Here is a 22,235-nt window from a genome sequence, read left to right on the forward strand (position 1 = left end):
CACTGCACGCGGTTCCTCAACCCTTACTGGCGAGCCGCTTCCGGGGGCACATCGAATCGCGCAATCCGCCGGTCCAGTCGCCACAGCTCGATGTGATGGACCAGCACGAGCGCGGCGGCTTCCCGCTTGGCCTGCTCGTCGTCGTCGCAGACGAGGTTGATGCATCCGAACACGTGCCCGTCCGGATCGATCTGGAACGCGCGGTAATGCTTGAAGCTACGCATGGTCACCGCCTCGCCTTGGATAGACCGGGGCGCTCAGCCAGTCTGTGAGGTTCGAGGTCATCTCGTTCTGCTTCGCGCGCCGCAGCAGCGTCTCGCGCTCCTTGCCGGGTGGCAGGCTGCTTGCGCGCTCGCGAGCCTTTTCAGCGAATGCCGCCAACCGCTCCTGGAGCGATTGGGTCTGTTTCCTGCGGTTTCGTTTTGCGGTCATTGGACTTTCACAGCGGATTTCGGATGGAAGGAAATCGGCCCCGGCGGGGGATCTGGCCGGGGCCAGTTCTCTGTCACTCAGTCGCTTGCCGGTTGAGGCGGCCCAGCCGGCAACGCTGGTAGCTTCCGCCGCAACAGAGGGTTCCAGCATTTCAATAAGTTAACGCCGGCTGATTTTGCGATCGCGAGCGGGCGTGACGCCCGGTCCGTCGCCTGATTGCGGCGGAACCGAAATGCTGATTCGTATGTTCTTGAAGGACTTGAAGGAGGACCATCATGGCAAAAGCAGCATGGAAGCGCGCGGGCTCACCGATCGGGCGCAAGGGACCGCGCAAGGCAAATCCCGCGTACAAGCGCCGCGCGCGGCAACCGTGGACGCCCGCGGACGTGAGCAAGTTGAAGCAGCTCGCGAAAGGCAACACGCCGACCGGCGTCATGAGCATCAAGCTGCAGCGTCCGGTCGCGGCTATTCGCAGCAAGGCGCAACGCGAGGGGATTTCGCTGCGGCCCGCCAACCGCTCGCCTTACAACCGGCGCAGCAAGACGGCGAAGCGGCGCTAGCACCGCAGCGTTCAGCAGACGTTAATCCGGTGGCTGCAGGCCCGGCGATCGCAGCCACTCGCTCATCTGAGAGCCAGTTTCCGCCTGACGCGCCTTGCGCAGCATCTCGTCGCGAGCCGCGCCGGGCGGAAGCAATTTTGCTTCTTCGCGCAGCCGCTCCGCTTCGGCGGCAAGCCGTATCTCCAGCGGATCCATTTGCCTCACTCGACGCCGCATCAACATGGGGCGTTCTCCCTGATCATTGGGTCGAGCGCTCCGTTGCGTTCTTACCGATTGAGATCATCGCGCAGGCGATGCCTCTACAACATTCCAGACACGGAACGGTTGCTCAGCGCCGTCAGAGAGGGATCGCTTCGCGAGGCGTAACATGGGCCATGTGTGGACGGCTCCGGGTTGGCAAGAAGAATCTTCACGCTGCAGGGATTGGTCGGAGCAGCCATGTGTTCGGCCTTTTCGCGCGGTATACGTGACCGCTGGCCATAATGCCCTCCGCGGATCAGGTCCCGGTCAAAAGCACGCATTCGAGATGCCATGGCCCATGTGGGTTGTCCTGATCGCCGGATCGACCGGCACTGCATTACGTGCTGTTCGTCCTCCCAACCGTTACGTCACGTCGGATATGCCCGACGCGATCTCGTTTAGGCCGCCAGCGCGGCCGGTTCCTGATAGCGTTCGTTCCTGGCCATCATCGCCCAAGCAATCCGGGCGAGTTTGTTGGCTAACGCGATCGCCGCGACCTTGGCGGGCCGCCGGGCCAACAATCGTGTGAGCCAGGGTCGATGATCGGGGCCGTGAATCTTGGCGTAGCGGATCACCGCGAGTGCGCCAGCCGTGAACAGGCTACGCAAATAGCGATCGCCTTGCTTGGTAATGCTGCCAAGCCTGTCTTTGCCCCCGCTCGAGCTCTGCTTTGGCACGAGACCGACCCAAGCCGAGAAGTCTCGCCCGGATCGGAAGGCTTTAGGATCGGCAATGCTGGCGACCAGCGCTGTTGCCAGCGCCGGACCGACGCCGGGAATAACATCAAGCCGCTGGCTCGTCGCGTTTGATCGATGCCAGGCTATGATGCGTCGGTCGAACTCAAGGATGCGAGCCTTTAGAGCGCACAGTTGTTCGCCGAGAGCGGCTAGGCACATCCGGGCGACCTCCGGGATCCGGTCTTCGGCTTTATCGGCGACGACTTCCAGTAGTTGCTCGACACCTCTGCGTCCGACGGGAGCGACGATACCGAACTCGGCAAGATAGGCGCGGATTGAATTGATGACCGAAGTCTGCTGCCGGATAAAAAGATGGCGCGCTCGATGAAGCATTAGGCAACTCTGTTGCTCGATTGTCTTGGTCGGCACAAACCGCATATTGGGTCTCGTGACCGCCTCGCAAATCGCCTCTGCATCGGCCGTATCGTTCTTCTGCCGCTTGACGTAGGGCTTCACGTAACCCGGAGGCATCAACCGCACTGTATGCCCCAACGCCTGCAGTTCGCGGGACCAATAATGGGATGACGCGCAAGCTTCGATTCCCACCAAGCACGGCGGCAGCTTCTCAAAGAAGGAATGCACAAAACGGCGTTTTAACTGCCGGCGCATCACCACCTGACCGGCTCCATCGACGCCGTGCACCTGGAAGACCGACTTTGCGATATCCAGACCAATCGTCGAAATTGACTGCATAGGCTGCTCCTCCGAATCGTGGGAGCTTTAAACGGCGCCCACTCCTTGGCACTCTCGTGCCCGTGGAGGAGCCGTCCACAGCATCAGAAGCGTAACATGGGTTAAATCAGCCGATGACGTCTTTTGCTAATCTAGGAACATCGTGGCCCAGCCTGGATTGACGCAAATGGACAGTTATCGCCAACTCCAGAAGAGCTGCGAGCATCAGGCCGCTCTTAGTTCCTCCTCCGCAACGCGAACTGCGCTCCTGGAAATGGCGGAGGAGTATCGCAAACGAGCCGAATGCGTGGAGCTTCAGGCCGCCGCGCCCGGACGGACCGAAAAGCCCTGAGCAGCGGGCATGGCACCTATGGCCATAACACCGCGAAAGGCGTATCGTCCGTTCATCACCGGCTGAGGCTTTGCCCTAGGCGCCGGTGGCTGAGAGACCGCTTGCGCTCCCGCCTGCACAACAGGGAGCACGGCCATGCAAACGCCGATTCACTTTCCATTGCCGTCTGACGCAGAGCACGTCGAGCATGCGCGCAGGACGATCCGCGAGGCATGGGACGTGCTCACGACGTCCCCGCCGGACACGTTTCTTGGCCGCAAGAGCTACGAGCCCTTCCCCAAGGAGAGGCTTGATTCAGGTGATGGTCTGGGTGACGCAAATGATCACGATCGTTGAATGATCGATCCCCGGCCCGGCCACGGCCGGCGGTCCGGTGCAGGTCGCGGTCTAGCCGCGCCGATAGAGCTGCAGATAGCTCGGCGAGTACAGCGCCGCGTCCTTGAGCGCGTCGAGGTCGTTGATGGTCAGCGTCCGATCGCGCAGCACGATCAGGCCCGACGCGCGCAACTCCTGGACGGTGCGGTTGAGATGAACCACCGACAGCCCCGTTGCATCGGCGAGATCCATTTGCGTCACCGGCATGGTGCAGGAATTGCCCTCGACCATGCCGACAGGACGAAGCCGCTCGAATATCTCGCAGAACAGATGCGCCACGCGCTCCACCGCCACGCGCCGGCCGAGATTGACGGCCCATTCGCGCTGGATCGCGGTGTTGACCAGGGTCTCGCACCAGAACGCTTCGGCGAGCGAGTGGTCGCCGGCCAGCAGGCTCTCGAAACGCGCGCGCTTGACCTCGGCGTAGACTGCCGGCGTCAGCGTCGCAATGGAATGGTCCATCACCGAGAGCAGGAACGCATGGGCGTCGCAGCTCTCGCCCGGAAAAATGAAATTGACGATCTGGCGACGGCCGTCCTCGAGCGTCTTGTAGCGGCAGAGCCAGCCCGACAGCACGATACGGACGCCGTCGACGCGATCCCCCTCCGAGAGGAGGTCCTCGCCCGAGCCGGCGCGTTGCAGCCCTTCGAGCATCGCATATTCGAGTGAAGCGCGGGCCTCCGCCGACAATGGCCTCAACGCGCTCAGCCGGCGAACGGCCGGCTCCATCACGCTGCGATCAGACGTCAACAACGGCATCAGCCAGCCACCACCGGTGTATGGAAAGTACGCCTGCTGAGGGGAATCGTGATGGAGCATTCCAGCCCGGCTGGGCTGAATGCCAACGCGGTGTGCCCCTTGAACTCGAATGCCAGCGTGCGCTCCAGAAGCTCGGTACCGAAACCCTTTCGCGGCGGCGGCTTGACCTGCGGCCCGCCGCGCTCGCGCCATTCGAAGAGGAGCTCAGCAGGGTCCCTGCCCTCGTCGATGCGCCAGGTGATTTCGAGACGTCCGCTCGGCTGGCTCAGGGCGCCATATTTCAGTGCGTTGGTCGCAAGCTCGTGGATCGCGAGCGCAAACGTCTCCGCGGCCTTGGCCTGGAAGCGCACCTTGGGGCCGGATACCCGCATCTGCTCACCCTCGTGGGCATTATAGGCCAGAAGCTCCTCGACCACGAGGTATTCCAGATCGATGCCGCCCTCGGGATCGCGCGTCACCATCGCCTGGGTGCGGGCGAATGCGTTGAGCCGGCCGTCGAGATGCGAGGCGTATTCCTCCACGGTTGAGCTCGACTCCGCCGAGCGGCGGGCGATCGAGCGCACCACACCGAGCGTGTTGCGGACACGATGCTGCAGCTCGGCCAGCAGCAGGCGCTGGCGCTCCTCGGCGCGGGTGATGGCGGTGACGTCGATGAAGGTGACGACCACGCCCGCGATGAAATTGTCGATGCTGCGATACGGCAGGATGCGCACGATGTAGCGCGTGCCGCTGTCCGGCGCGCTCAGTTCGCGCTCGACGCTGGCGAGCGTGCGCAGCACGCGGCGGACGTCGTCATAGAGCTCCTCGATCGGGATGCGGGCCTTGATGTGGGCGATCGGCCGGCCCGTATCTGTCTCGACGAGATGCAGGATCTGCGTGATCGCAGGCGTGAAGTTCATCACGCGCAAATCGTTGTCGAGAAACACGGTGGCGATCTGCGTGCTCTCGAGGAAGTTCTTGAGGTCGCTGGTGGCGCGCGTCAATTCCTGGACACGGTGCGCCAGCTCGCCGTTGACCGTCGTCAATTCCTCGTTGACCGACTGCAGCTCTTCGCGCGAGGTCTCGAGTTCCTCATTGGCTGACTGAAGCTCCTCGTTGAGCGACTGATACTCCTCGTTGGAGGATTTCAGCTCTTCGTTGGTGCTTTCGAGTTCCTCGATGGTTGCCTGGAGGCGTTCGCGCGTGGCGCGCAGCTCGCCTTCGAGGCGCTCGACGTGCTCGGTGCGCACCAGCACATTGGGATTGTTCCGGTCAGCCTCGATCGCGCGGATGGGACCGTCCTTGAACAGCACGACAAAATTGCGGTGGCTTCCGGCCCCCTCCTGGATCGGCTCGACCGTCACGTCGACGAGGATGCGGTGACCGTTCACCCCAAGTTGCACCTGCTCGGCATGAGCAGGTTCGTTAGTCTCGGCGGCGCGGCTGAGCGCGGTGCGTAATTCCAGCCGCAGATCACGATGCACCAATTGAAGCAGGTCGAGCGTAGCGGCGCCCGCCGTCGGCTCGATGTAGCGCCCGGTCCGCCCGGAGAAGTGCAGGATGTGGAAATTGTCGTCGATAATGACATAGGCCGGCGCATAGCGCTCCGCGATGCGCTGGGCACGCCGCTCCAGTCCGACGTCGGGGCCGAAGGAGCGGGCCGGCGGCACCTCGACCGGAGCCCTGCCCGCCGCGGTCGTGATCGGGAATTCCGGCGGCAGCCGCGTTCCGGTCTCCAGCTTCTTGAAGATGCGGGCGCGGCGGTCGATCGGCTCGAACATCTTCGGATGCCGCGTCACGTTCTCGGAATTGCCGAGAAACAGGTAACGGTTGGGCAGCAGCGCGAAATGGAACAGCGGGATCACGCGGTTCTGCAATTCGGCATTGAGATAGATCAGCAGGTTGCGGCAGGAGACGAGGTCGAGCTTGGAAAACGGCGCGTCCTTGATGACGTTGTGCTGCGAGAAGATGCACATCTCGCGCAGCTCCTTGACCACGCAGTAAGTGTCACCCTCGCGCACGAACCAGCGCGCCAGGCGGTCGCTCGTCATGTCTGTTTCGATATTGGTGCGATAGCGGCCAACGCGGGCGGTCGCGAGCGCGCGTCCGTCGATGTCGGTGGCGAAGATCTGGACCTGCGGCGCCGAATCCATCCGCGCCATCTGCTCGCGCAGAAGGATGCCGATCGAATAGGCCTCCTCGCCGGTGGCGCAGCCGAGCACCCAGATGCGAACCTGCTGACCCGCGCTCTTTCCGTCGAAAATCCTCGGAATGATCTGAGTTTCGAGCACCTCGAATTCGCGCTTGTCGCGGAAGAACTCGGTGACGCCGATCAGGAGGTCGTTGAAGAGATTCTGCGCTTCGTCCTTGTCGCTGCGCAGGAAATCGACATAGGCGGAAATGTCATCGATCTGGACCACCTGCATGCGCCGCTGCACGCGGCGCAGGAAGGTGTTCTGCTTGTAGCCGTGGAAGTCGTTGCCGGTCTTGTTGCGCAGGATATCCGCGATGCGCGACAGCGAGCTCGCCGCCGCGGCCAGAACCTCGTCGAAACCCTGTTTCTCCTCCAGGCGCCGCAGATGCCGGGCATAGACCTGGATGTGCTCGGGGATGTCCTCCGGCGGCAGCACGTAGTCCGCGATCGAAGCGGGCGTATTGCCGTCGACCAGATGCTCGGCTTGTTCGGGGCTCGCGACCCTTTCGGCAATGGCGAGGCCACCATGATCCTTCAGCGTCGCAGTGCCCAGCGTGCCGTCACCGCCGGTCCCGGCGAGGAGGACGCCGATCGATTGCTCGGCGCGTTCCTCCGCGAGCGATACCAGGAAGCTGTCGATGGTGGCGCGCTCGCCAGGCGCCTGCTCGGCCTTGCGGATCGCAAATCGGCCGTCATGGATGGTGGTGATCATCGCCGGCGGGCACAGATAGATCCTGCCGCCCTCCACCGCATGGCCATCGGCGATCTCGGCGATCTTGCCGTTGGCATTTCGCACGACCTCGCGCAGCCGCGGCTCGTCGAAAGCCTCATGATACTGAAGCGCCAGCACGATGGCCTGATCGGCCCCGACGATCAGCTTGGCGAAGAATCGCTCGATGCTGTCCAGCGCCCCCGGCGAGGCGCCCACGCCGATGATCAGCGGGGTCTTCGTCTGACGCTCTCCATCGACCGGCTGGTCGCCGACTTCATTCATGGCTCAGGCAGCTTTCGTTCACCGACGCGGGGCCAACGAGCGCCCGGCCCCCGCAAATAGCAGAAATCGATATTATCCCAACAGATCAAAGGCAAAAATGTGCCCGGACCTGTTTCGATCCGGCGACAGGGATAGGGGATGCCAGGCAGCATATGCCCTATGTCGAGCCTGATGCGGCGTTCAGCCGGCCCAGCGCCGGCTACCCCGCCTCGACCTCCTGCTGCAGATACCTGACACGCTGCTCTATCAGGACGCGGTGGCGCTCCCATTCGACCAGGGTCTGCTTGAGCAGATCGACCAGCCGTTCCGCCTGGCGCGTATCGTGGCCGCCCGCCATGAGCTCGCGCACGCGGTCTTCCTGATTGCGGATGCGCTGCCAGCCCTCCTCGATGTCCTTGTCGGCCTTCACCAGGAGAGTCTGCTCGGCGTTCAGCTGGGCGGCCCGTTCGGCAAGAGGGATAGCCATGGTGGCGCCTTCAAGCCTCCGGCTTGCGCACCGGAGGGTCGAGCGACTGTAGCACAACGCGCCGGATCATGTCGGCATATTCGCGGTACTCGGCCGCCCGCGCCTCGTACATCTCGGCGATCGCGGACCTCCCGCTCCGCCGGCCGTCGGCGGCCATGCGATGCACCAGTTCGGCGCGTTCCTCGATGATGCGCAGCGCCACCCGCAGGGCTTCGTCCACCCGGCCTTCCTGCTCCTTGGCGAGCGCATCGGCCGTATAGGCGTGACCGACCTGGCAGCGGAAGCGCAGCGGGCGGGCTTGCTTGACCTCGGACATGACGCCGCCGCACGCCGGACAGGTCAAGGCGACCGGTTCAGCCACGGAAACGAGCTTGTCGCTGCCGATCCGGTCTCCGGCCGCGATCTCGACCTCAAGCCTGATCTCGGGCGGGATCGGCAAAGAGGCTCCGGCCTGTTCCCTGACGAGATCGGACAGGACGTCGCCCATACCGGCGCCTGGGACGCAGAGATCGATGGTGGTCGCCTCCATCGCGCGCCGCGGCATCTCGTCGGAGACGGCGTCCGCCGGGTCCTGGACCACGGTCATCCCGCCGCAGCGCTTGATGGCGTTGAGCCCGGCCGCGCCGTCGGACAACAGACCGCTGAGGAGCACCCCGATCACGCGTGGCCCGTGATTGAGGGCCGCCGATCGGAACAGGGCGTCGATCGCCGGCCGGACCATGTTCTCGCGCGGACCGCGGCCGAGGAAAATGTGATCCTCCGCAAGGAGGAGATGATGATCCGGCGCGCCCAGATAGACCCGGCCCGGCTCGATCTTCATGCCGTTCTCGGCCTGCCGGACCGGAAGCGGGCCGGCGCTGCTGGCAACCGTCGAGAGGATGCCGATGCCCTGCGCGGGAATGTGCAGGACGACGAAGACGGCGGCCGGCAGATCCGCGGGCAGACGGCTCAGAATCTGCTTCAACGGCTGGGTGGCTCCGGCCGAGCCTCCGATGACGATGATATCGCGGTGGCTCATGGAACCCGCCTTTGGCTGTATCGTTGCACCAAGGCGTCCTCCGGCCTTATGTTCCTAATAGGAGGAGGGAACGCTGGAGGGATCATGCCGGTATCGCCCACGTCGTCTCGTCAACGCGCGCCGCTGCAGGGTCGCCGCATCCTCGTGGTCGAGGACGAATATTTTCTCGCCGATGACATCGGCAACGCGCTGCGCACGTTCGGCGCGGAAATCGCAGGTCCCGTCGGCCACATCGAGGATGCGGTCGAGATGCTGCACAATGGCGGCGCCCTCGATGCCGCGGTCCTGGACGTGAACATCCGCGCCGAGCCGGTCTTTCCGATCGCCCGCGAGCTCAGGGCACGCCACGTGCCGTTCGTGTTCACCACGGGTTACGACAAGATTTGCATCGAGACGGAATTCCAGGATGTGCCGCTCTGGGAGAAGCCGATTGATATCGTGGCCATGGTGCAGAACCTTGCGAGTCTCGTCGGCGATCAACCGGCGACGGGCGACGCAGCAGCGCCGTGACCGCTGCTTGCAAATTGGCCTGCCTTGCAAGCATCTGTTGCAAACAAGAGTGACGTTCGATGATCTACGCACCCGATACGACCATCGACAAGCAATTGGTGAGCCATTCGCAGGCGCTGGTTCGCGAGGCCATGGCGCTGCTGCGCCGCAGTGACCAACTCGTGCGCGCCATGCGCCTGCGCGACGAGTTGGAGCAGGAACGCCGCGAGAAAGCGCGCCGGGTCAGCCGGAAATCCGGAGACGAGCACTGATCTGAGGGTTCGCAGCTCTGGGGTTCGCAGCCGATCGACGATCAAAACAGATGCGCAAAGGCGAGCCAGGCGGTCACCGCCAGGCAGAGCAGAACCGCGGCGTAAGGTAACGCGACGCGCAAGACGGCAAGCCTCCCCGCGTCAGCTCATCATCATCCAGGCAAATGCCACCAACATCACGAGAAATCCCGTGATTGCCGTCGCGACAAAGGCCTGTTCGATGCGATCCATCGCCATTCAGCCCCCTTCTGTTTCCAGCCCGTACAATTTGACGGTTTCGGGGCGGCTGCGCATTAGGCTATGTGAATCGGCCGCGATGCATTTTTCGGCTTGGAGGGGATGTCCACCCCTACTCGCGCCAGAACTCCGACAGCTCCTCCGCGGTCATCAGGTCAACCTGGCCGTGAAAGCGGGTGCGGTACATCGTCATGAGCGCGTCATGCCCGACGTCGGACGAGCTGCACAGCGCATCCTCGACGATGACGACCCTGAAGCCGAGATCGACGGCGCTCAGGACCGTCGACAGCACGCAGACGTCCGTCTCTGCCCCTGATATCACGACCGTGCCGACATTCTTGTCGACCAGCAGGCTCGCGAGGGCGGGATTGCTGAACGCGGAATAGGCCGGCTTGTCGATGATGGCAGCCGGCGGAACGAACTTGTTCAGCGCCGGCACGAGTTCGAGCGCGGATGGCGGAAGACGATTGCGGGTCGCCTCGCGCCAGCGATGAAAATAGCTCTGCCACTGGCCGGGACGATCTTCCGGATCCTGCGGCGTGATGAATCGCGTGAAGATGGTTCTGGCCTGGTGGCGCGAAACGATCGAGACGATCGCCGGCAGGACCCGCTCCATCCACGGTGTCGCCCATAAGCCGCCGGGGGCGAAAATGTTCTGCATATCGATGCAGAGGTGAACGGCATCCCTGATGTCGGCGACGTCCGAAGCGCTGTCCCTCATTGGTCTCCACCGTCAAGCGCATCGCCGCAAGCCGTCAGTCGACATCGCGGCGGCGAATTCAGCGACTGAATGCCAATGGAAGGGCTTTGGTTCCGCGAACCCGGTCGCGCCGGCGTTCCCTAGACGCCCTCGCCCTCGGCGGCTTCTGCCGGCGCCACGTCGAGACGAACCGCGATGCCATTCAGGCCCGGGCCTGGCGCCGGATAGAGCTTCATGACGAGCGGATCGTGGCCGGGAACGATGTGGTCCGCGTCAGGTGCCGCGGCGCGCAGCTTGTCGAAGCCCACCAGCATGTCGCCGACATGAAACGCCGTCGTGAACGGGCGCTCGCTGGTCATGTTCTCGTAGAAATGACTGACGTCGGAGGCGAGCACGACAAGACCGCGGCGTGTGTTGACGCGGACGAATTGAAGACCGGCTGAGTGGCCGCCGGCCGCGTGGACCGTCAGCCCGGGCGCAATCTCGGCGTCGCCGTCGTAGAACAGCACCCGGCGCGCGTAGTTCAGCCGCACGATCCCGCAGACGTCCTCAACCTCGAACGAATGCGACAATCTCGGATATTGCATATAGCGTCCGGTGGCGTAGGCCAGCTCGCGCTCCTGCAGATGGAATCGCGCGTTCGGAAACCGGTCGAAATTGCCGGCATGGTCGTAGTGCAGATGCGTGAGGATCACATCCTTGACGTCGGCAGGATCGATATCGAAGGCGCCAAGCGTCTTGATCGGGCAGCGCAGGAAATTCCGCCTGCGCTGCTTGGCAACGTCCGCGTTGAAGCCGGTGTCGATGACGAATGTGCGCCCGCCTCCCCTCGCCACCCACATGAAATAGTCCATCGGCATCGGTCCGTCATGCGGATCGCCGCCGATGAAGTGCTCGCTGCGCTGGGCATCGCGCGTTGCGTAGCGGATGGCGAAGAGCTCGTATTCCGGGTCTGCCATGGCGCTCGCGGTCAAGAACCTGCCGCGTCGACCTCGTTGAAGGCCTCGCGCGCATTGCGGAAGGCATCGATGCCGGCCGGAACGCCGCAATAGACCGCGACCTGGAGCAAAATCTCCTTGATCTCCTCCTTGGTCAGCCCGTTCTTCAGGGCGCCCTTGACGTGCAGCTTCAGCTCGTGCGGCCGGTTCAGCGCGCCGAGCATCGCCAGATTGACGATCGAGCGCGTGCGCCGGTCGACGCCGGGCCGCGTCCACAGCGCACCCCAGCAGAATTCGGTCGACCACTCCGCCATGGTGCGCGTGAACTCGTCGGCACCGGCGATCGACTTGTTGACGTAGTCCTCGCCGAGCACCTCTTTACGGACCTTGAGGCCCTTTTCGAACAGTTCGGTCTTGCTCATGATCGTCCCTTTCAGGTCTTGGAGATTCTAGTTGGAAGCGGCATGGCGCGACGCCGGCGGCGGCCGCAGCGATTGCATGAAGCCGGCGATGTCATCGACCGCGTCGAGTCGCCAGACCGCTTCGATGACACGGTCTGCGTCCCAATCGCTTCGACCGGTCCGCACGCCCTCGCGCAGCTTGGCCTCGATGTCCCGATCTGCGAGCGGCGCCGCCTGGCTGCCCCGGGGCGAGATGACGGTCTCGGTGAAGACCTCACCGGACGCCAGGCGCAAGGTCACACGTGCGGCGCCGTCAGGCATCTGGTCATCAAGCTGCCCCCTCACCTTCTGCCGCAGTCGGGCTATATCGGGCCGGACGACCGTCTCGCGCGCAAATTCAGCGACCCCGGCGGCACCAAGCAATAATCCGCACGCCACGCCATGATGGATGCTGACGCGCGCATCGCGCTCGTTGTTGACGGGGCGATCGCCGCGGGCAAGCAGCAGCGCCGAGCCCTGTACCGTTACCGACTCGATCTGATCGACCTGCCGGCCGATGCGCTCGCGCAAAACAAGGCTGGCATCGATGACCGAATGGAAGACGATGCCGGCGGGGTAAGGCTTGTAGGTGTTCTTCGCGATCTCCCAGGTCTTGCCGAGACCGTCGAGCAGGCGAGCAATATCCGGCTCGTCGCCCATGGTGCGCGCCCAACCGAGCGGGCCTTCAATGGCACGAGGGGCCGCCTCATAGCCCTGCTGCGCCAGCAGCGCGGCGAACAATCCGTTCCGCGCAGCATTGCCCACGCTGACATTCTTGGCGGCACTGGGCAGGTTCTCGACATTGCCGGCCGACTGGCTCGCCGCAATTCCGATCGCATTCGCGATCCCCTCCGCCGGCAGCCCCAGCAGTTTCGCGCACGCCGCCGCCGCGCCGAAAATGCCGCAGGTCGAGGTGACGTGCCAGCCGCGCGCATAGTGGCGCGGCGACACTGAGTTGCCGATCCGGCACTCCACGTCCACACCGAGGATGAACGCGGTCAGCACCTCGCGCCCCGTCATCCCGCGCGTTTCCGCGAGCGCCAGCACAGGCGCGGCGACAGGCGCGGCCGGATGAATGATCGTGTCGGGATGGGTGTCGTCGAAGTCGAGCAGATTCGCCGAGACGGCATTGAGAAACGCGGCGCACATCGCGTCCATTCGCTCCGAATGACCGATGACCGTCGCAGTCGCGGCACCGCTGAACGGCGACAGCGTCCGCATCGCGGCCACAACCACGGGATCGCGTGCAGAGCCGAGCGCGGTCGCAAAGAAATTGAGGATCGATCGTCGCGCCTCGAGGCTCTGCGCCTCCACTTCCGCCCACGACGAGGCCGCGACGAAATCAGCGAGCGTCCTGCTCACGCTTGGAATTGAGTCTTGCGGCACGCGGGGCGTCTTCCTCGTTTTCCCGAACCATATGCCGATCCGCGGCAAACTGTCGACCCCAAATGTTATGCTTGACAGCTTGTCTGACAATCATAACAATCCCGCCCGCTGGCGCGGGGTCCCCTCGCCGCAACGCTTGCGGCCGACGAGACCGACCGCGAAACGATCGACCAGAAGATCAAGAAGGCGCGCCCGTCACGGGACCGCGCGACAGGGAGTGAACGATGGCGGGAGAAACGCTCGGCGTGATCGGCACGGGCCGCATGGGCGGTCCCATGGCGGGACGATTGATGGACGCGGGCTATTCGCTCGTCGTTTATGACACGCAGACCGAGGCAACCCAGCCGCTGATCAAGCGCGGCGCCCTCCCTGCCAACTCGCCGGCCGAGGTCGCCTCCCGCGCCGATATCGTGCTTGCGAGCTTGCCGACGCCCGACATCGTCAAGGCCGTTGCGCTCGGCCAGGACGGCATCAGCAGCGGCAACCGCGCCAAGATCGTCATCGATCTGTCGACCTCGGGTCTCGGCGCGGCGAAGTTCGTCGCGGAAGGCCTGAAGGCCAAGGGCATGACGCTGGTCGATGCGCCCGTGAGCGGCGGCATCAAGGGCGCCGTCAACGGCACGCTGGCCGTGATGGTGTCCTGCCCACAGGCGACCTTTGAGACCGTGCAGCCGATCCTGAAGAATTTCGGCAAGCTGTTCTATACCGGCGACAAGCCCGGCGTGGCGCAGACGGCCAAGCTCGCCAACAATCTGATGGCGGCCGCAGCGCTCGTGATCACCTCGGAAGCCGTCGCGATGGGCGTCAAGGGCGGCGTCAATGCCAAGGTGCTGATCGACATCATCAACGCCAGCAGCGGCCGCAACAGCGCATCCGAAGACAAATTCCCGCGCGCGGTGCTGCCCGGCACCTTCGATTTCGGCTTCACCACCGGCCTTTCCTACAAGGACGTCCGTCTCTGCGTGGACGAGGCCGAGGCCATGGGCGTGCCGATGGTCTGCGGCGCGGTGGTGCGGCAGATGCTCGCGATCACCAACGCCAAATACGGCGCGTCATCCGACTTCACCTCGATCGCCAAGGTGCTCGAGGAGTGGGCCGGGGTCGAGATGCGCGGCTAAGCGCGCAAGCCATGGGAGAGAGCGCCCCGCGATGACGATCGTCCCGACCGAATCCGGCAAAGTATCGCTCGCGCGCCAGATGGCGCGGAGCGCACTTGCTGTCGATCTCGGCGATTTCGGGCCGGAGGTCGTCGCCAAGGCAAAGCTCTGCCTGCTCGACTTCCTGTCCTGCGCCTTCGAGGCCGGTCATCATCCCTGGAGCCGTCAGGCGGTTGCCATCGCGCAAGCCGGCGGCCCCGCAACGATCATTGGGACCTCGCAACTCTCCTCGCCCGCCGACGCCGCCTTCGCCAATGCCGTCATGGGTCACGGCCTCGTGCGCGAAGACATGCATGCCGCCAGCATCGCACACCACGGCGTCGTGATCTGGCCGACCCTTCTCGCCCTGTCCGAACAGACGCCGCTGCACGGCGCCAGACTGCTGGCGGCCGCCATCATCGGCTATGAGACCGGCGCGCGGATCGGCCGCGCGCTACTGACCTCCGACCTCGCGCGTCTCTACCGCCCAACCGGCCTCGTGGCCCCTCCGGGCGCTGCGCTTGCCGGAAGTTTCGCACTCGGCCTTTCCGAGGACCAGGCAACCAGCGCCATCGCGTTCGCGGCCAATACGTCCTCCGGACTCAACGAATGGCCGCATGCCGGCGGCTCCGACATGTATTTCCATCCGGGTTTTGCCGCCAGCAACGCGATCAAGGCGATCGGCCTTGCCGCGGCCGGCGCCTTCGGCTCGGAGACCATCCTCGAAGGCGAGGCCGGCCTGTTCGCCGCCTACCGACGCCAGGCCGCGCCCGACAGTATCGCGCTATTCCCGAACGGCGAATGCGAGATCATGGCCGTCTACAACAAGCCGGTCCCGGCCTGCAATTTCGCGCAGACAGCGGCTCAAGCGGCGCTCCGCGTCTCGCACGAGCTCGCCAGCACTGAGGAGATCGATCGTGTCGTCATCAGCGCGCCCGATGCCGCCGTTCGCTATCCCGGCTGCGATTCCGCCGGGCCCTATCGCAATGCGCTCCAGGCCAAGATGAGCATTCCGTTCAGTGTCGCGGCCACACTGGCGCGGGGCGAGATCGAGGAAGAGAACTACGCCGAGCTCGATGATGCCGACATCATCCGCCTGGTTGCGGTCACCGAGCTCAAGGCAGATGCCGGCTTCACGGCCGCCTTCCCGGGCAGGCAGGGCGCGGAGGTGACCGTGCGGCTGCGCGATGGCCGGACCATTCGGCACGCTTTGCCCGACGTCATCGCCGCAACCTCTTCGGATATTCGCGCGCGCTTCCGCAGCGCGGCAGCCGGCGCTCTCGGCGAGGACCGCGCGCGCCGGCTCGAGCAACTCATCGACGATTGCGAGCAGCTCGGCAATGCCGGCGCCATCGCCGCGCAATGCCGCCTGAACGCAACGGAACGGGCTTTACGATCGGCATCATAAGAATTGCCGGAGAGTACGGGGGAAACATGGTCGACCTGGAGACCAGCTTGGAATCGTCAGCGACGCGGAGTCCGGGCTGATGGAAGGATTCTTTCAAGCGCTCGCCGCGGGCCTTCTGATCGGCGCGGTCTACGGCCTGATGTGCGTCGGGCTCGGCATGATCTTCGGCGTCATGCGCGTCATCAACTTCGCCCATGGCGACTTCATGATGCTCGGCATGTACACCGCCTTCTATCTCTTCACCGCGGCCGGCGTTCAGGCGCTGTTCGGCAACACGGTGGGACCGTTCGTCGCCATCCTGCTGGCTGGGCCCGTGCTCGCCGTGTTCGGCTATTTCGTGCATCTGGCGCTGATCTCGCACGTATCGGGGACGCGCACCGCCTCGCTCGAAGGCGAAGGCCATTACGCCCAGCTCATCCTCACGCTCGGCATCGCGCTGATCCTGCAGAACGGCGGCCTCATCGTGTTCGGCTCGGTGCTGGCCTCGATCCGCACGCCGCTGTCGAGCTCGGCCTGGGAGCTCGGCCCGTTCTTCGACATGAGCATCTTCCTCAACAAGGCCCGCAGCATCGATATGGTCGTTTCGCTGGCGATCATGATCCTGCTTTCGCTGCTGATCACGCGGACCCGGATCGGCAAGTCGCTCCGCGCCGCCGCGGACAATCCGACCGCCGCGACCTATATGGGCATCGACGTCGACCGCGCCCACCGCACCGCCTTCGCGCTCGGCTGCGGCATCACCGCGATTGCAGGCGGCCTGCTCGCCACCAACTATCCGTTCCACCCGTTCGTCGGCCTCGAATATGTCATCGTCATGTATGCGGGCGTCGTGCTCGGCGGCATGGGCAGCATCATCGGCGCGTTCTGGGGCGGCATGACGATCGGCCTCGTGCAGCAGATGTCGACGCTGATCCTGCCCACGCAATTGCAGAACGCCGCGATCTTCGCCGTCTTCCTCCTTATCATCTTCTTCCGTCCGCAAGGCTTCTTCGGGCGCATGGTCGAGAGGACGTGACCATGCTCCGGATGCGTTCCCTGCTGCCTCCCCTGCTCTTCACGCTCGCCTACGCCGGGATCTCGCTCGGCGTCACCAACTCCTACTACCAGCTCATCCTGACGCTGGTGCCGGTGTGGGCGGTGTTCGGGCTGTCGTGGAATCTGCTCAGCGGCTACACCGGCCTGATCTCGTTCGGGCACGCCGCCTTCTTCGGGATCGGTGCTTACGCGACCGCGCTCGGCCAGATCTATTTCGACATCTCGCCCTGGTTGCTGATCCCGGTCGCCGCCATGCTCGGCGGCATCGCCGGGCTGCTGATCGGCTTTCCGACCTTCCGCCTCCAGGGCCACTACTTCGCGCTGGCGATGCTCGCCTACCCGCTCGCCATCCTCTACGTGTTCGAGTGGCTCGGCTTCCAGGAGGTGACGCTTCCGATCAAGCGCGATGCGCCGATTGCCTATATGCAGTTCGCCGATCCGCACCTCTACACCCTGCTCGGACTGGCGATCATGCTCGCCACCATCGTGCTGACGCAATGGATCGAGCGATCCCGCTTCGGCATGGCGCTGCTCGCGATCAAGCAGAACGAGGCCGCGGCCGAGGCAGCCGGCATCAACACGCTGGCCTGGAAGCTGCGCGCGATCACGCTGAGCGGGGCCATCGCCGCCGCCATCGGCGGCTTCTACGCGCAGGTGCTGCTGGTCGTGACCCCTCAATCCGTGTTCGGCATGCTGGTGTCGGCGCAGGCGCTGACGGTTGCGATGTTCGGCGGCGTCGGCACGGTCTGGGGTCCGGTGATCGGCTCGGTGATCCTGATCCCCCTCGCCGAGATCCTGCACGCGGAGGCCGGTGCGCGTATCCCCGGCATTCAGGGCGTGATCTTCGGCATTGCCATCGTCTGCGTCATCCTGCTGGCTCCGGAAGGACTGTTCTGGAAGCTGCGCGATCTCCTGCGCAAGCGGAGTGTTTCCAAACCAGCCGCCAGCGAAACTCCGGAACCGGCAGTGGCCAACGTGACGGCCCTGAAGCCCACCGCGCGGCAACGCGCAGCCACCGCTGAGGTCGTGCTCGAAGTGCGCAACCTATCGCGTTCCTTCGGCGGCCTGAAGGCGGTGCAGGACGTCAGCTTCAAGCTGCACAAGAACGAGATCCTCGGCATCATCGGACCGAACGGTGCCGGCAAGACCACGCTATTCAACCTCCTCAACGGCTTCCTGAAGCCGAGCCAGGGCGAGGTGCTGATCGACGGCCGCAACATGTCCGGCCAGCGGCCGCACGTGATCTGCGAGGCCGGCATCGGCCGCACCTTCCAGGTGATGCGACCGTTCCTGCGCATGTCGATCCTCGACAACGTCGTGGTCGGCGCCTATGTGCGCGCGCGCTCCGACGACGAGGCCCGGAAGCTGGCCGCCGACGCGGTGGCTCGCGTCGGGCTCTCTGCCGTCGCGAACCGTGTCGCCGGCGAGCTCTCGACCAAGGAGCTGCGGCTGATGGAGCTCGCCCGCGCGATCGCCGGCCAGCCGCGCATCCTGCTGCTCGACGAAACGCTCGCGGGCCTCGGCCACGGCGAGGCGGACGAGGTCGTCGCCGTGATCCAGCAGCTCGCGCGCGACGGCATGACCATCGCCATCATCGAGCACACGATGCAGGCCATGGTCCGCCTGGTCGACAGCTTCCTCGTGCTCGACCACGGCGCCGTCATCACCGAGGGCCTGCCGGAAGTGGTGACGCGCGACAGCCGCGTGATCGAGGCCTATCTCGGCAAAAAGTGGGTGGGCCATGCTGCGAATTGAGGGATTGAGTGCAGGCTATTCGGCAAAGCCGGTCCTGAACGGCGTCTCGATCAACGTCGGCGCGGGCCAGTTCGTCGCGATCGTCGGCCCCAACGGCGCCGGCAAGACCACGCTGTTCAAGACCATCTCCGGCATCGTCAAGCCGAGCGGTGGCGCGATCACGTTCGACGGCATCGACCTGCTCGCAGTGCCGCCGCCGCAGCGCGCCCATCTCGGCATCGCCCACGTCCCGGAGGGACGCCAGGTCTTCCCGTCCCTGACGGTGCTGGAGAATCTGGAAATGGGCGCGATGACCGAAAGCGGCCGCCGTGACTGGCAGGCCAATATCGAGCGGATCTTCGAATGGCTGCCGGTGCTGAAGGAGCGCCGCGATCAATTCGCCGGCACGATGTCCGGCGGCCAGCAGCAGATGCTCGCGATCGGCCGCGGCCTCGCCTCCTCGCCGAAGCTACTGATGCTGGACGAGCCCTCGATGGGGCTCGCGCCCTCGACGGCGGATTTCATCTTCGAGCGACTGATCGAGATCCGGCGCCAGGCCGGGCTGACCATGCTGCTGGTCGAGCAGCGCGTCGCGGAAGCGCTGGAATCCGCCGATCACGGCTACGTCCTCGAAGCCGGACACGTCGTGCTCGAAGGCAACAACGCCACGCTGCGCGCCGACGACCGCGTGCGCAAGGCCTATCTCGGCATGTGACGATCATAAAAACAAGGACCAGGGAGCAAGCAAAATGAACAAGACATCGAAGGGCGGGATATCGACGGGCCTGACGCGCCGGACCGTGCTGTCGGGCGCCGCCGCCGTCGGCCTCGCAGGCGTTGCGCGCGCACAGGCCCCTGGCGAGATCAAGGTCGGCCTGATCGTGCCCCTGTCGGGCATCTACACCCGCCCCGGCCAGGTGATGAAGATGGGCGCCGAGATGGGCATCGAGCACATCAACGCGCAAGGCGGCATCAAGGCGCTCGGCGGCGCCAAGCTGAAGCTCGTCGTGATCGACTGCGGCGACACCACCGAGAAGGCCAAGAACGCAGCACAGCGCATGGTGGCACAGGAGCCCGACCTCGTCGCCGCCACCGGCTCCTATCTCTCCTCCTTCACGCTGGCGGTGACCGAGGTGACCGAGCGCGCCGAACTGCCGGTGCTGACGCTGTCTTATTCCGACCTTTTGACCGACCGCGGCTTCAAATACATCTTCCAGACCGCGGCGACCGCGAGCCGCCAGTCCGAGCTCGGCCTGCCGACGCTGATGAAGCTCGCCGAGAATGCCTCGGGCAAGAAGCCCAAGACCGTGGCGATGTTGATGGACAACACCGCAACGTCAGTCGCAACCGCAAAGGCGCTCAAGGAGAAACTGTTCGCGCAGGAAGGCCTCCAGCTCGTGGTCGAGGAAGTCTGGACCCCGCCGCTGTCTGATGCGACGCCGCTGATCCAGAAGGTCCGCTCGGCCAAGCCCGACCTGCTGCTGTTCATGCCGAATGCGGTGTCGGACGCCAAGCTCGGCCTCGAGAAGATCAGCGAGTTCGGCCTTGGCCAGGGCAAGATTCCGACCGTGTCCTTCAGCATCACCATTGCCGAGCCCGACATGCTGCAGAGCGTGAGCCCGGAGACGGTGCAAGGCATCATGACCATCGTCGCCAACTGGGGCTCGAAGGGCCACGAGGCCCTGATCGCCGAGCTCAAGGCCAAATACAAGGAGCCCTGGATGACGCAGAACGTCATCTCGACCTATGGCGACATGTGGCTGATGAAGGAAGCGCTGGAGAAGGCCGGCAAGGCCGACCGCAACGCTGTCGCTCAGGCCTTCCGCACCCTGGATGCCGGTCCTTCCAAATATTATCCGGGCGGTCAGCTCAAATTCGACGAGAAGGGCCGCCGCGTCGGCGCCGGCGTCGTCATCGTGCAATGGCAATCGGGCGTGCCCGTCACCGTTTATCCGCCCGAACTCGCGCAGGCGCAGCCGTTCTGGCCGAAAAAATCCTGACAGCGTCGCGCAATTTTTCAGGGAGGAGAATTGTCATGACTGCAAACAGCAAGATCTCGATCACCCGACGAACGCTGCTCGCCGGCGCCTCCGGCACGCTGATCGCATCCCGCGCTTGGGCGCAGCTGCCATCGGAGGTGAAAGTCGGCCTGCTGGTGCCGATCTCCGGGCTCTATGCCCGTCCGGGAACGGTGATGCGCGAAGGCGCCGAGATGGCGATCGATCACATCAACGCGCAAGGCGGCATCAAGGCGCTCGGCGGCGCCAAGCTGAAGCTGGTCGTGCTCGATTCCGGCGACACCACCGAGAAGGCCAAGAACGCGGCGCAGCGCATGGTGGCGCAGGAGACCGATCTGGTCGCGGCCAGCGGCGCCTATCTGTCCTCGTTCACCCTCGCGGTGACGGAAGTGACCGAGCGCGCCAACCTGCCCATGCTCACCCTCTCCTACTCCGACCTGATCACCGAGCGCGGATTCAAGTACGTATTCCAGACCGCGGCCACTGCAGGTTCGCAGGCACGGCAAGCCTTGCCCCAGATCGTCAAGCTGGCGGAGACGGCCGCAGGCAAGCGGCCGAAGACGGTCGCGATCCTGACCGACAACACGGGGGCCTCGATCGCCTCCGCCAAGGCGATGCGCGAGGGCCTGCTCGCGGAGAACCAGCTGCAGCTGATCGTGGACGAGACGTTCACACCGCCGCTGGCCGACGCAACCTCCCTGGTGCAGAAGATCCGTTCGGCCAAACCCGACCTGCTGTTCTTCCTGCCGACCGTGATCTCGGATGCGAAGCTGCTGCTGGAGAAGATGAACGAGTTCGGCCTCGGCCAGGGCAAGATTCCGACGATCTCGTTCGGCATCGCGATCGCCGAGCCCGACATGCTGCAGACCGTCAGCGCCGAGCTGCTCCAGGGCGTCTTGACCTGCGTCGCAAGCTGGGGCGCGAAGGGCCACGAGGCGCTGATCGCCGAGCTGAAGACCCGCTACAAGGAGCCGTGGATGACGCAAAACGCGATCTCCACCTATGGGGACATGTGGGTGATCAAGGACGCGCTGGAGAAAGCCGGCAAGGCCGATCGCGTCGCCGTCGGCGAAGCGCTTCGCACCATGGATGGCGGTCCATCGAAATATTACCCGCTGGGCGAGATCAAGTTCGACGAGAAAGGCCGCCGCGTCGGCGCCGGCATGACCATCGTGCAGTGGCAGGCCGGCGTGCCGGTGACGGTGTTCCCGCCCGAATTGGCGCTGGCAAAACCGTTCTGGCCGAAGAACTGACAACCCCGAACAAGAAACGGAAAACAAAAATGGACAAGGCGACCTACGACCGCGGTCTCGAGATCCGCAAGAGCGTGCTCGGCAACGAGTTTGTCGACAAGGCGATCGCATCCGCGGACGAGTTCAACCGCCCGATGCAGGACCTGACCACCGAGTATTGCTGGGGCTACGTCTGGGGCCGCGAAGGCCTGACACGAAAGACCCGGAGCTTCCTTAACCTTGCAATGCTCTGCGCGCTCAACCGCCCGCATGAGCTGAAGACGCACGTCCGCGGCGCGCTCGCCAACGGCGCGACCCGGGAGGAAATCCGCGAGGTCTTCATGCAGGTCGCGATCTATTGCGGCGTGCCGGCCGGCGTCGATGCGTTCCGAAACGCGAAGGAAGTCTTCGCCGAGCTCGACAAGGCATAAC

Annotated in this window: 24 protein-coding genes; 12 read left to right on the top strand and 12 right to left on the bottom strand. The window is 64.6% G+C overall.

From position 1 onward, the window contains the following. Window positions 1–23: 23 nt before the first annotated feature. Both IVB26_RS24105 and IVB26_RS24110 read right to left on the bottom strand, forming a co-directional pair. The gene (locus IVB26_RS24105) at window positions 24–224 is read right to left on the bottom strand and encodes a hypothetical protein (protein ID WP_247315288.1); all 201 of its coding nucleotides are present in this window, start codon (window positions 222–224) and stop codon (window positions 24–26) included. After that, on the bottom strand, window positions 217–432 hold the full coding sequence (locus IVB26_RS24110; RefSeq protein WP_247967701.1) for a hypothetical protein: 216 nt from the start codon (window positions 430–432) through the stop codon (window positions 217–219). Before IVB26_RS24110 ends, IVB26_RS24105 begins: the two co-directional genes overlap by 8 nt. A 275-nt stretch (window positions 433–707) precedes the next feature. Here IVB26_RS24110 and IVB26_RS24115 point away from each other — a divergent pair, with 275 nt between their 5' ends. Further along, entirely contained in the window at window positions 708–992 is a 285-nt protein-coding gene (locus IVB26_RS24115; RefSeq protein WP_247967702.1) for a hypothetical protein, read from the top strand. A 21-nt stretch (window positions 993–1,013) separates the two neighbouring features. On the opposite strand, the gene IVB26_RS24120 is transcribed toward IVB26_RS24115, so the two are convergent. Then, a complete protein-coding gene (locus IVB26_RS24120) occupies window positions 1,014–1,214 on the bottom strand; it encodes a hypothetical protein (protein ID WP_247967703.1) in 201 nt (66 codons plus the stop codon). A gap of 416 nt (window positions 1,215–1,630) precedes the next feature. Then, a complete protein-coding gene (locus tag IVB26_RS24125; RefSeq protein ID WP_247967704.1) occupies window positions 1,631–2,662 on the bottom strand; it encodes an IS110 family RNA-guided transposase in 1,032 nt (343 codons plus the stop codon). Window positions 2,663–3,128: 466 nt separating this feature from the next. On the opposite strand from IVB26_RS24125, the gene IVB26_RS24130 reads away from it, so the two are divergent. Then, a complete protein-coding gene (locus IVB26_RS24130) occupies window positions 3,129–3,329 on the top strand; it encodes a hypothetical protein (protein WP_247967705.1) in 201 nt (66 codons plus the stop codon). Between the two features lie 51 nt (window positions 3,330–3,380). On the opposite strand, the gene IVB26_RS24135 is transcribed toward IVB26_RS24130, so the two are convergent. From IVB26_RS24135 to IVB26_RS24150, 4 genes are all read right to left on the bottom strand, one after another. Further along, window positions 3,381–4,127, bottom strand: coding sequence for a Crp/Fnr family transcriptional regulator (locus tag IVB26_RS24135; RefSeq protein WP_247967706.1), 747 nt, complete (start codon window positions 4,125–4,127; stop codon window positions 3,381–3,383). Further along, entirely contained in the window at window positions 4,127–7,294 is a 3,168-nt protein-coding gene (locus IVB26_RS24140) for a CheR family methyltransferase (protein WP_247967707.1), read from the bottom strand. The genes IVB26_RS24135 and IVB26_RS24140 overlap by 1 nt, the downstream gene beginning before the upstream one ends. Before the next feature lie 199 nt (window positions 7,295–7,493). After that, window positions 7,494–7,760: a hypothetical protein gene (locus tag IVB26_RS24145; RefSeq protein WP_247967708.1), complete on the bottom strand. Its 267-nt coding sequence runs from the start codon at window positions 7,758–7,760 to the stop codon at window positions 7,494–7,496. Window positions 7,761–7,770: 10 nt separating this feature from the next. Further along, window positions 7,771–8,778 (bottom strand): chemotaxis protein CheB, encoded by a 1,008-nt coding sequence (locus tag IVB26_RS24150; RefSeq protein WP_247967709.1) that lies wholly within the window; start codon window positions 8,776–8,778, stop codon window positions 7,771–7,773. An 84-nt stretch (window positions 8,779–8,862) separates the two neighbouring features. Between IVB26_RS24150 and IVB26_RS24155 the strand changes: the two genes are divergently transcribed. Both IVB26_RS24155 and IVB26_RS24160 read left to right on the top strand, forming a co-directional pair. Next, entirely contained in the window at window positions 8,863–9,288 is a 426-nt protein-coding gene (locus IVB26_RS24155; protein WP_247967710.1) for a response regulator, read from the top strand. 59 nt (window positions 9,289–9,347) lie between these two features. Beyond that, window positions 9,348–9,539: a hypothetical protein gene (locus IVB26_RS24160; RefSeq protein WP_247967711.1), complete on the top strand. Its 192-nt coding sequence runs from the start codon at window positions 9,348–9,350 to the stop codon at window positions 9,537–9,539. A gap of 349 nt (window positions 9,540–9,888) precedes the next feature. Here IVB26_RS24160 and IVB26_RS24165 read toward each other — a convergent pair whose 3' ends face one another. The 4 genes from IVB26_RS24165 to IVB26_RS24180 all read right to left on the bottom strand — a co-directional run bounded on the left by IVB26_RS24165 (window position 9,889) and on the right by IVB26_RS24180 (window position 13,240). Continuing rightward, a complete protein-coding gene (locus IVB26_RS24165) occupies window positions 9,889–10,497 on the bottom strand; it encodes a cysteine hydrolase family protein (RefSeq protein WP_247967712.1) in 609 nt (202 codons plus the stop codon). Between the two features lie 119 nt (window positions 10,498–10,616). Next, window positions 10,617–11,435 carry an N-acyl homoserine lactonase family protein gene (locus IVB26_RS24170; RefSeq protein WP_247967713.1) on the bottom strand — a complete coding sequence of 273 codons (819 nt, stop codon included), beginning with the start codon at window positions 11,433–11,435 and terminating at the stop codon, window positions 10,617–10,619. A gap of 11 nt (window positions 11,436–11,446) precedes the next feature. Continuing rightward, a complete protein-coding gene (locus IVB26_RS24175; RefSeq protein ID WP_008557256.1) occupies window positions 11,447–11,836 on the bottom strand; it encodes a carboxymuconolactone decarboxylase family protein in 390 nt (129 codons plus the stop codon). 27 nt (window positions 11,837–11,863) lie between these two features. Next, complete coding sequence (locus tag IVB26_RS24180) at window positions 11,864–13,240, bottom strand: MmgE/PrpD family protein (protein WP_247967714.1); 1,377 nt, start codon at window positions 13,238–13,240, stop codon at window positions 11,864–11,866. A 224-nt stretch (window positions 13,241–13,464) separates the two neighbouring features. On the opposite strand from IVB26_RS24180, the gene IVB26_RS24185 reads away from it, so the two are divergent. From IVB26_RS24185 to IVB26_RS24220, 8 genes are all read left to right on the top strand, one after another. Further along, a complete protein-coding gene (locus tag IVB26_RS24185; RefSeq protein ID WP_247967715.1) occupies window positions 13,465–14,358 on the top strand; it encodes an NAD(P)-dependent oxidoreductase in 894 nt (297 codons plus the stop codon). A 31-nt stretch (window positions 14,359–14,389) separates the two neighbouring features. Then, a complete protein-coding gene (locus tag IVB26_RS24190) occupies window positions 14,390–15,784 on the top strand; it encodes an MmgE/PrpD family protein (RefSeq protein ID WP_247967716.1) in 1,395 nt (464 codons plus the stop codon). A gap of 79 nt (window positions 15,785–15,863) precedes the next feature. Beyond that, window positions 15,864–16,799 carry a branched-chain amino acid ABC transporter permease gene (locus tag IVB26_RS24195; RefSeq protein ID WP_247967717.1) on the top strand — a complete coding sequence of 312 codons (936 nt, stop codon included), beginning with the start codon at window positions 15,864–15,866 and terminating at the stop codon, window positions 16,797–16,799. A 2-nt stretch (window positions 16,800–16,801) separates the two neighbouring features. After that, window positions 16,802–18,574, top strand: a complete 1,773-nt coding sequence (locus IVB26_RS24200) for a branched-chain amino acid ABC transporter ATP-binding protein/permease (protein ID WP_247967718.1) — start codon at window positions 16,802–16,804, stop codon at window positions 18,572–18,574. Beyond that, a complete protein-coding gene (locus tag IVB26_RS24205) occupies window positions 18,561–19,268 on the top strand; it encodes an ABC transporter ATP-binding protein (protein WP_247967719.1) in 708 nt (235 codons plus the stop codon). Before IVB26_RS24200 ends, IVB26_RS24205 begins: the two co-directional genes overlap by 14 nt. A 34-nt stretch (window positions 19,269–19,302) precedes the next feature. Beyond that, a complete protein-coding gene (locus IVB26_RS24210; protein WP_247967720.1) occupies window positions 19,303–20,553 on the top strand; it encodes an ABC transporter substrate-binding protein in 1,251 nt (416 codons plus the stop codon). Window positions 20,554–20,588: 35 nt separating this feature from the next. After that, on the top strand, window positions 20,589–21,824 hold the full coding sequence (locus IVB26_RS24215) for an ABC transporter substrate-binding protein (RefSeq protein ID WP_247967721.1): 1,236 nt from the start codon (window positions 20,589–20,591) through the stop codon (window positions 21,822–21,824). Window positions 21,825–21,853: 29 nt separating this feature from the next. Next, the gene (locus IVB26_RS24220; protein WP_247967722.1) at window positions 21,854–22,234 is read left to right on the top strand and encodes a carboxymuconolactone decarboxylase family protein; all 381 of its coding nucleotides are present in this window, start codon (window positions 21,854–21,856) and stop codon (window positions 22,232–22,234) included. Window position 22,235 lies beyond the last annotated feature (1 nt).

Origin of the sequence: Bradyrhizobium sp. 195, from assembly GCF_023101665.1 — a bacterium.
Lineage (GTDB): Bacteria > Pseudomonadota > Alphaproteobacteria > Rhizobiales > Xanthobacteraceae > Bradyrhizobium.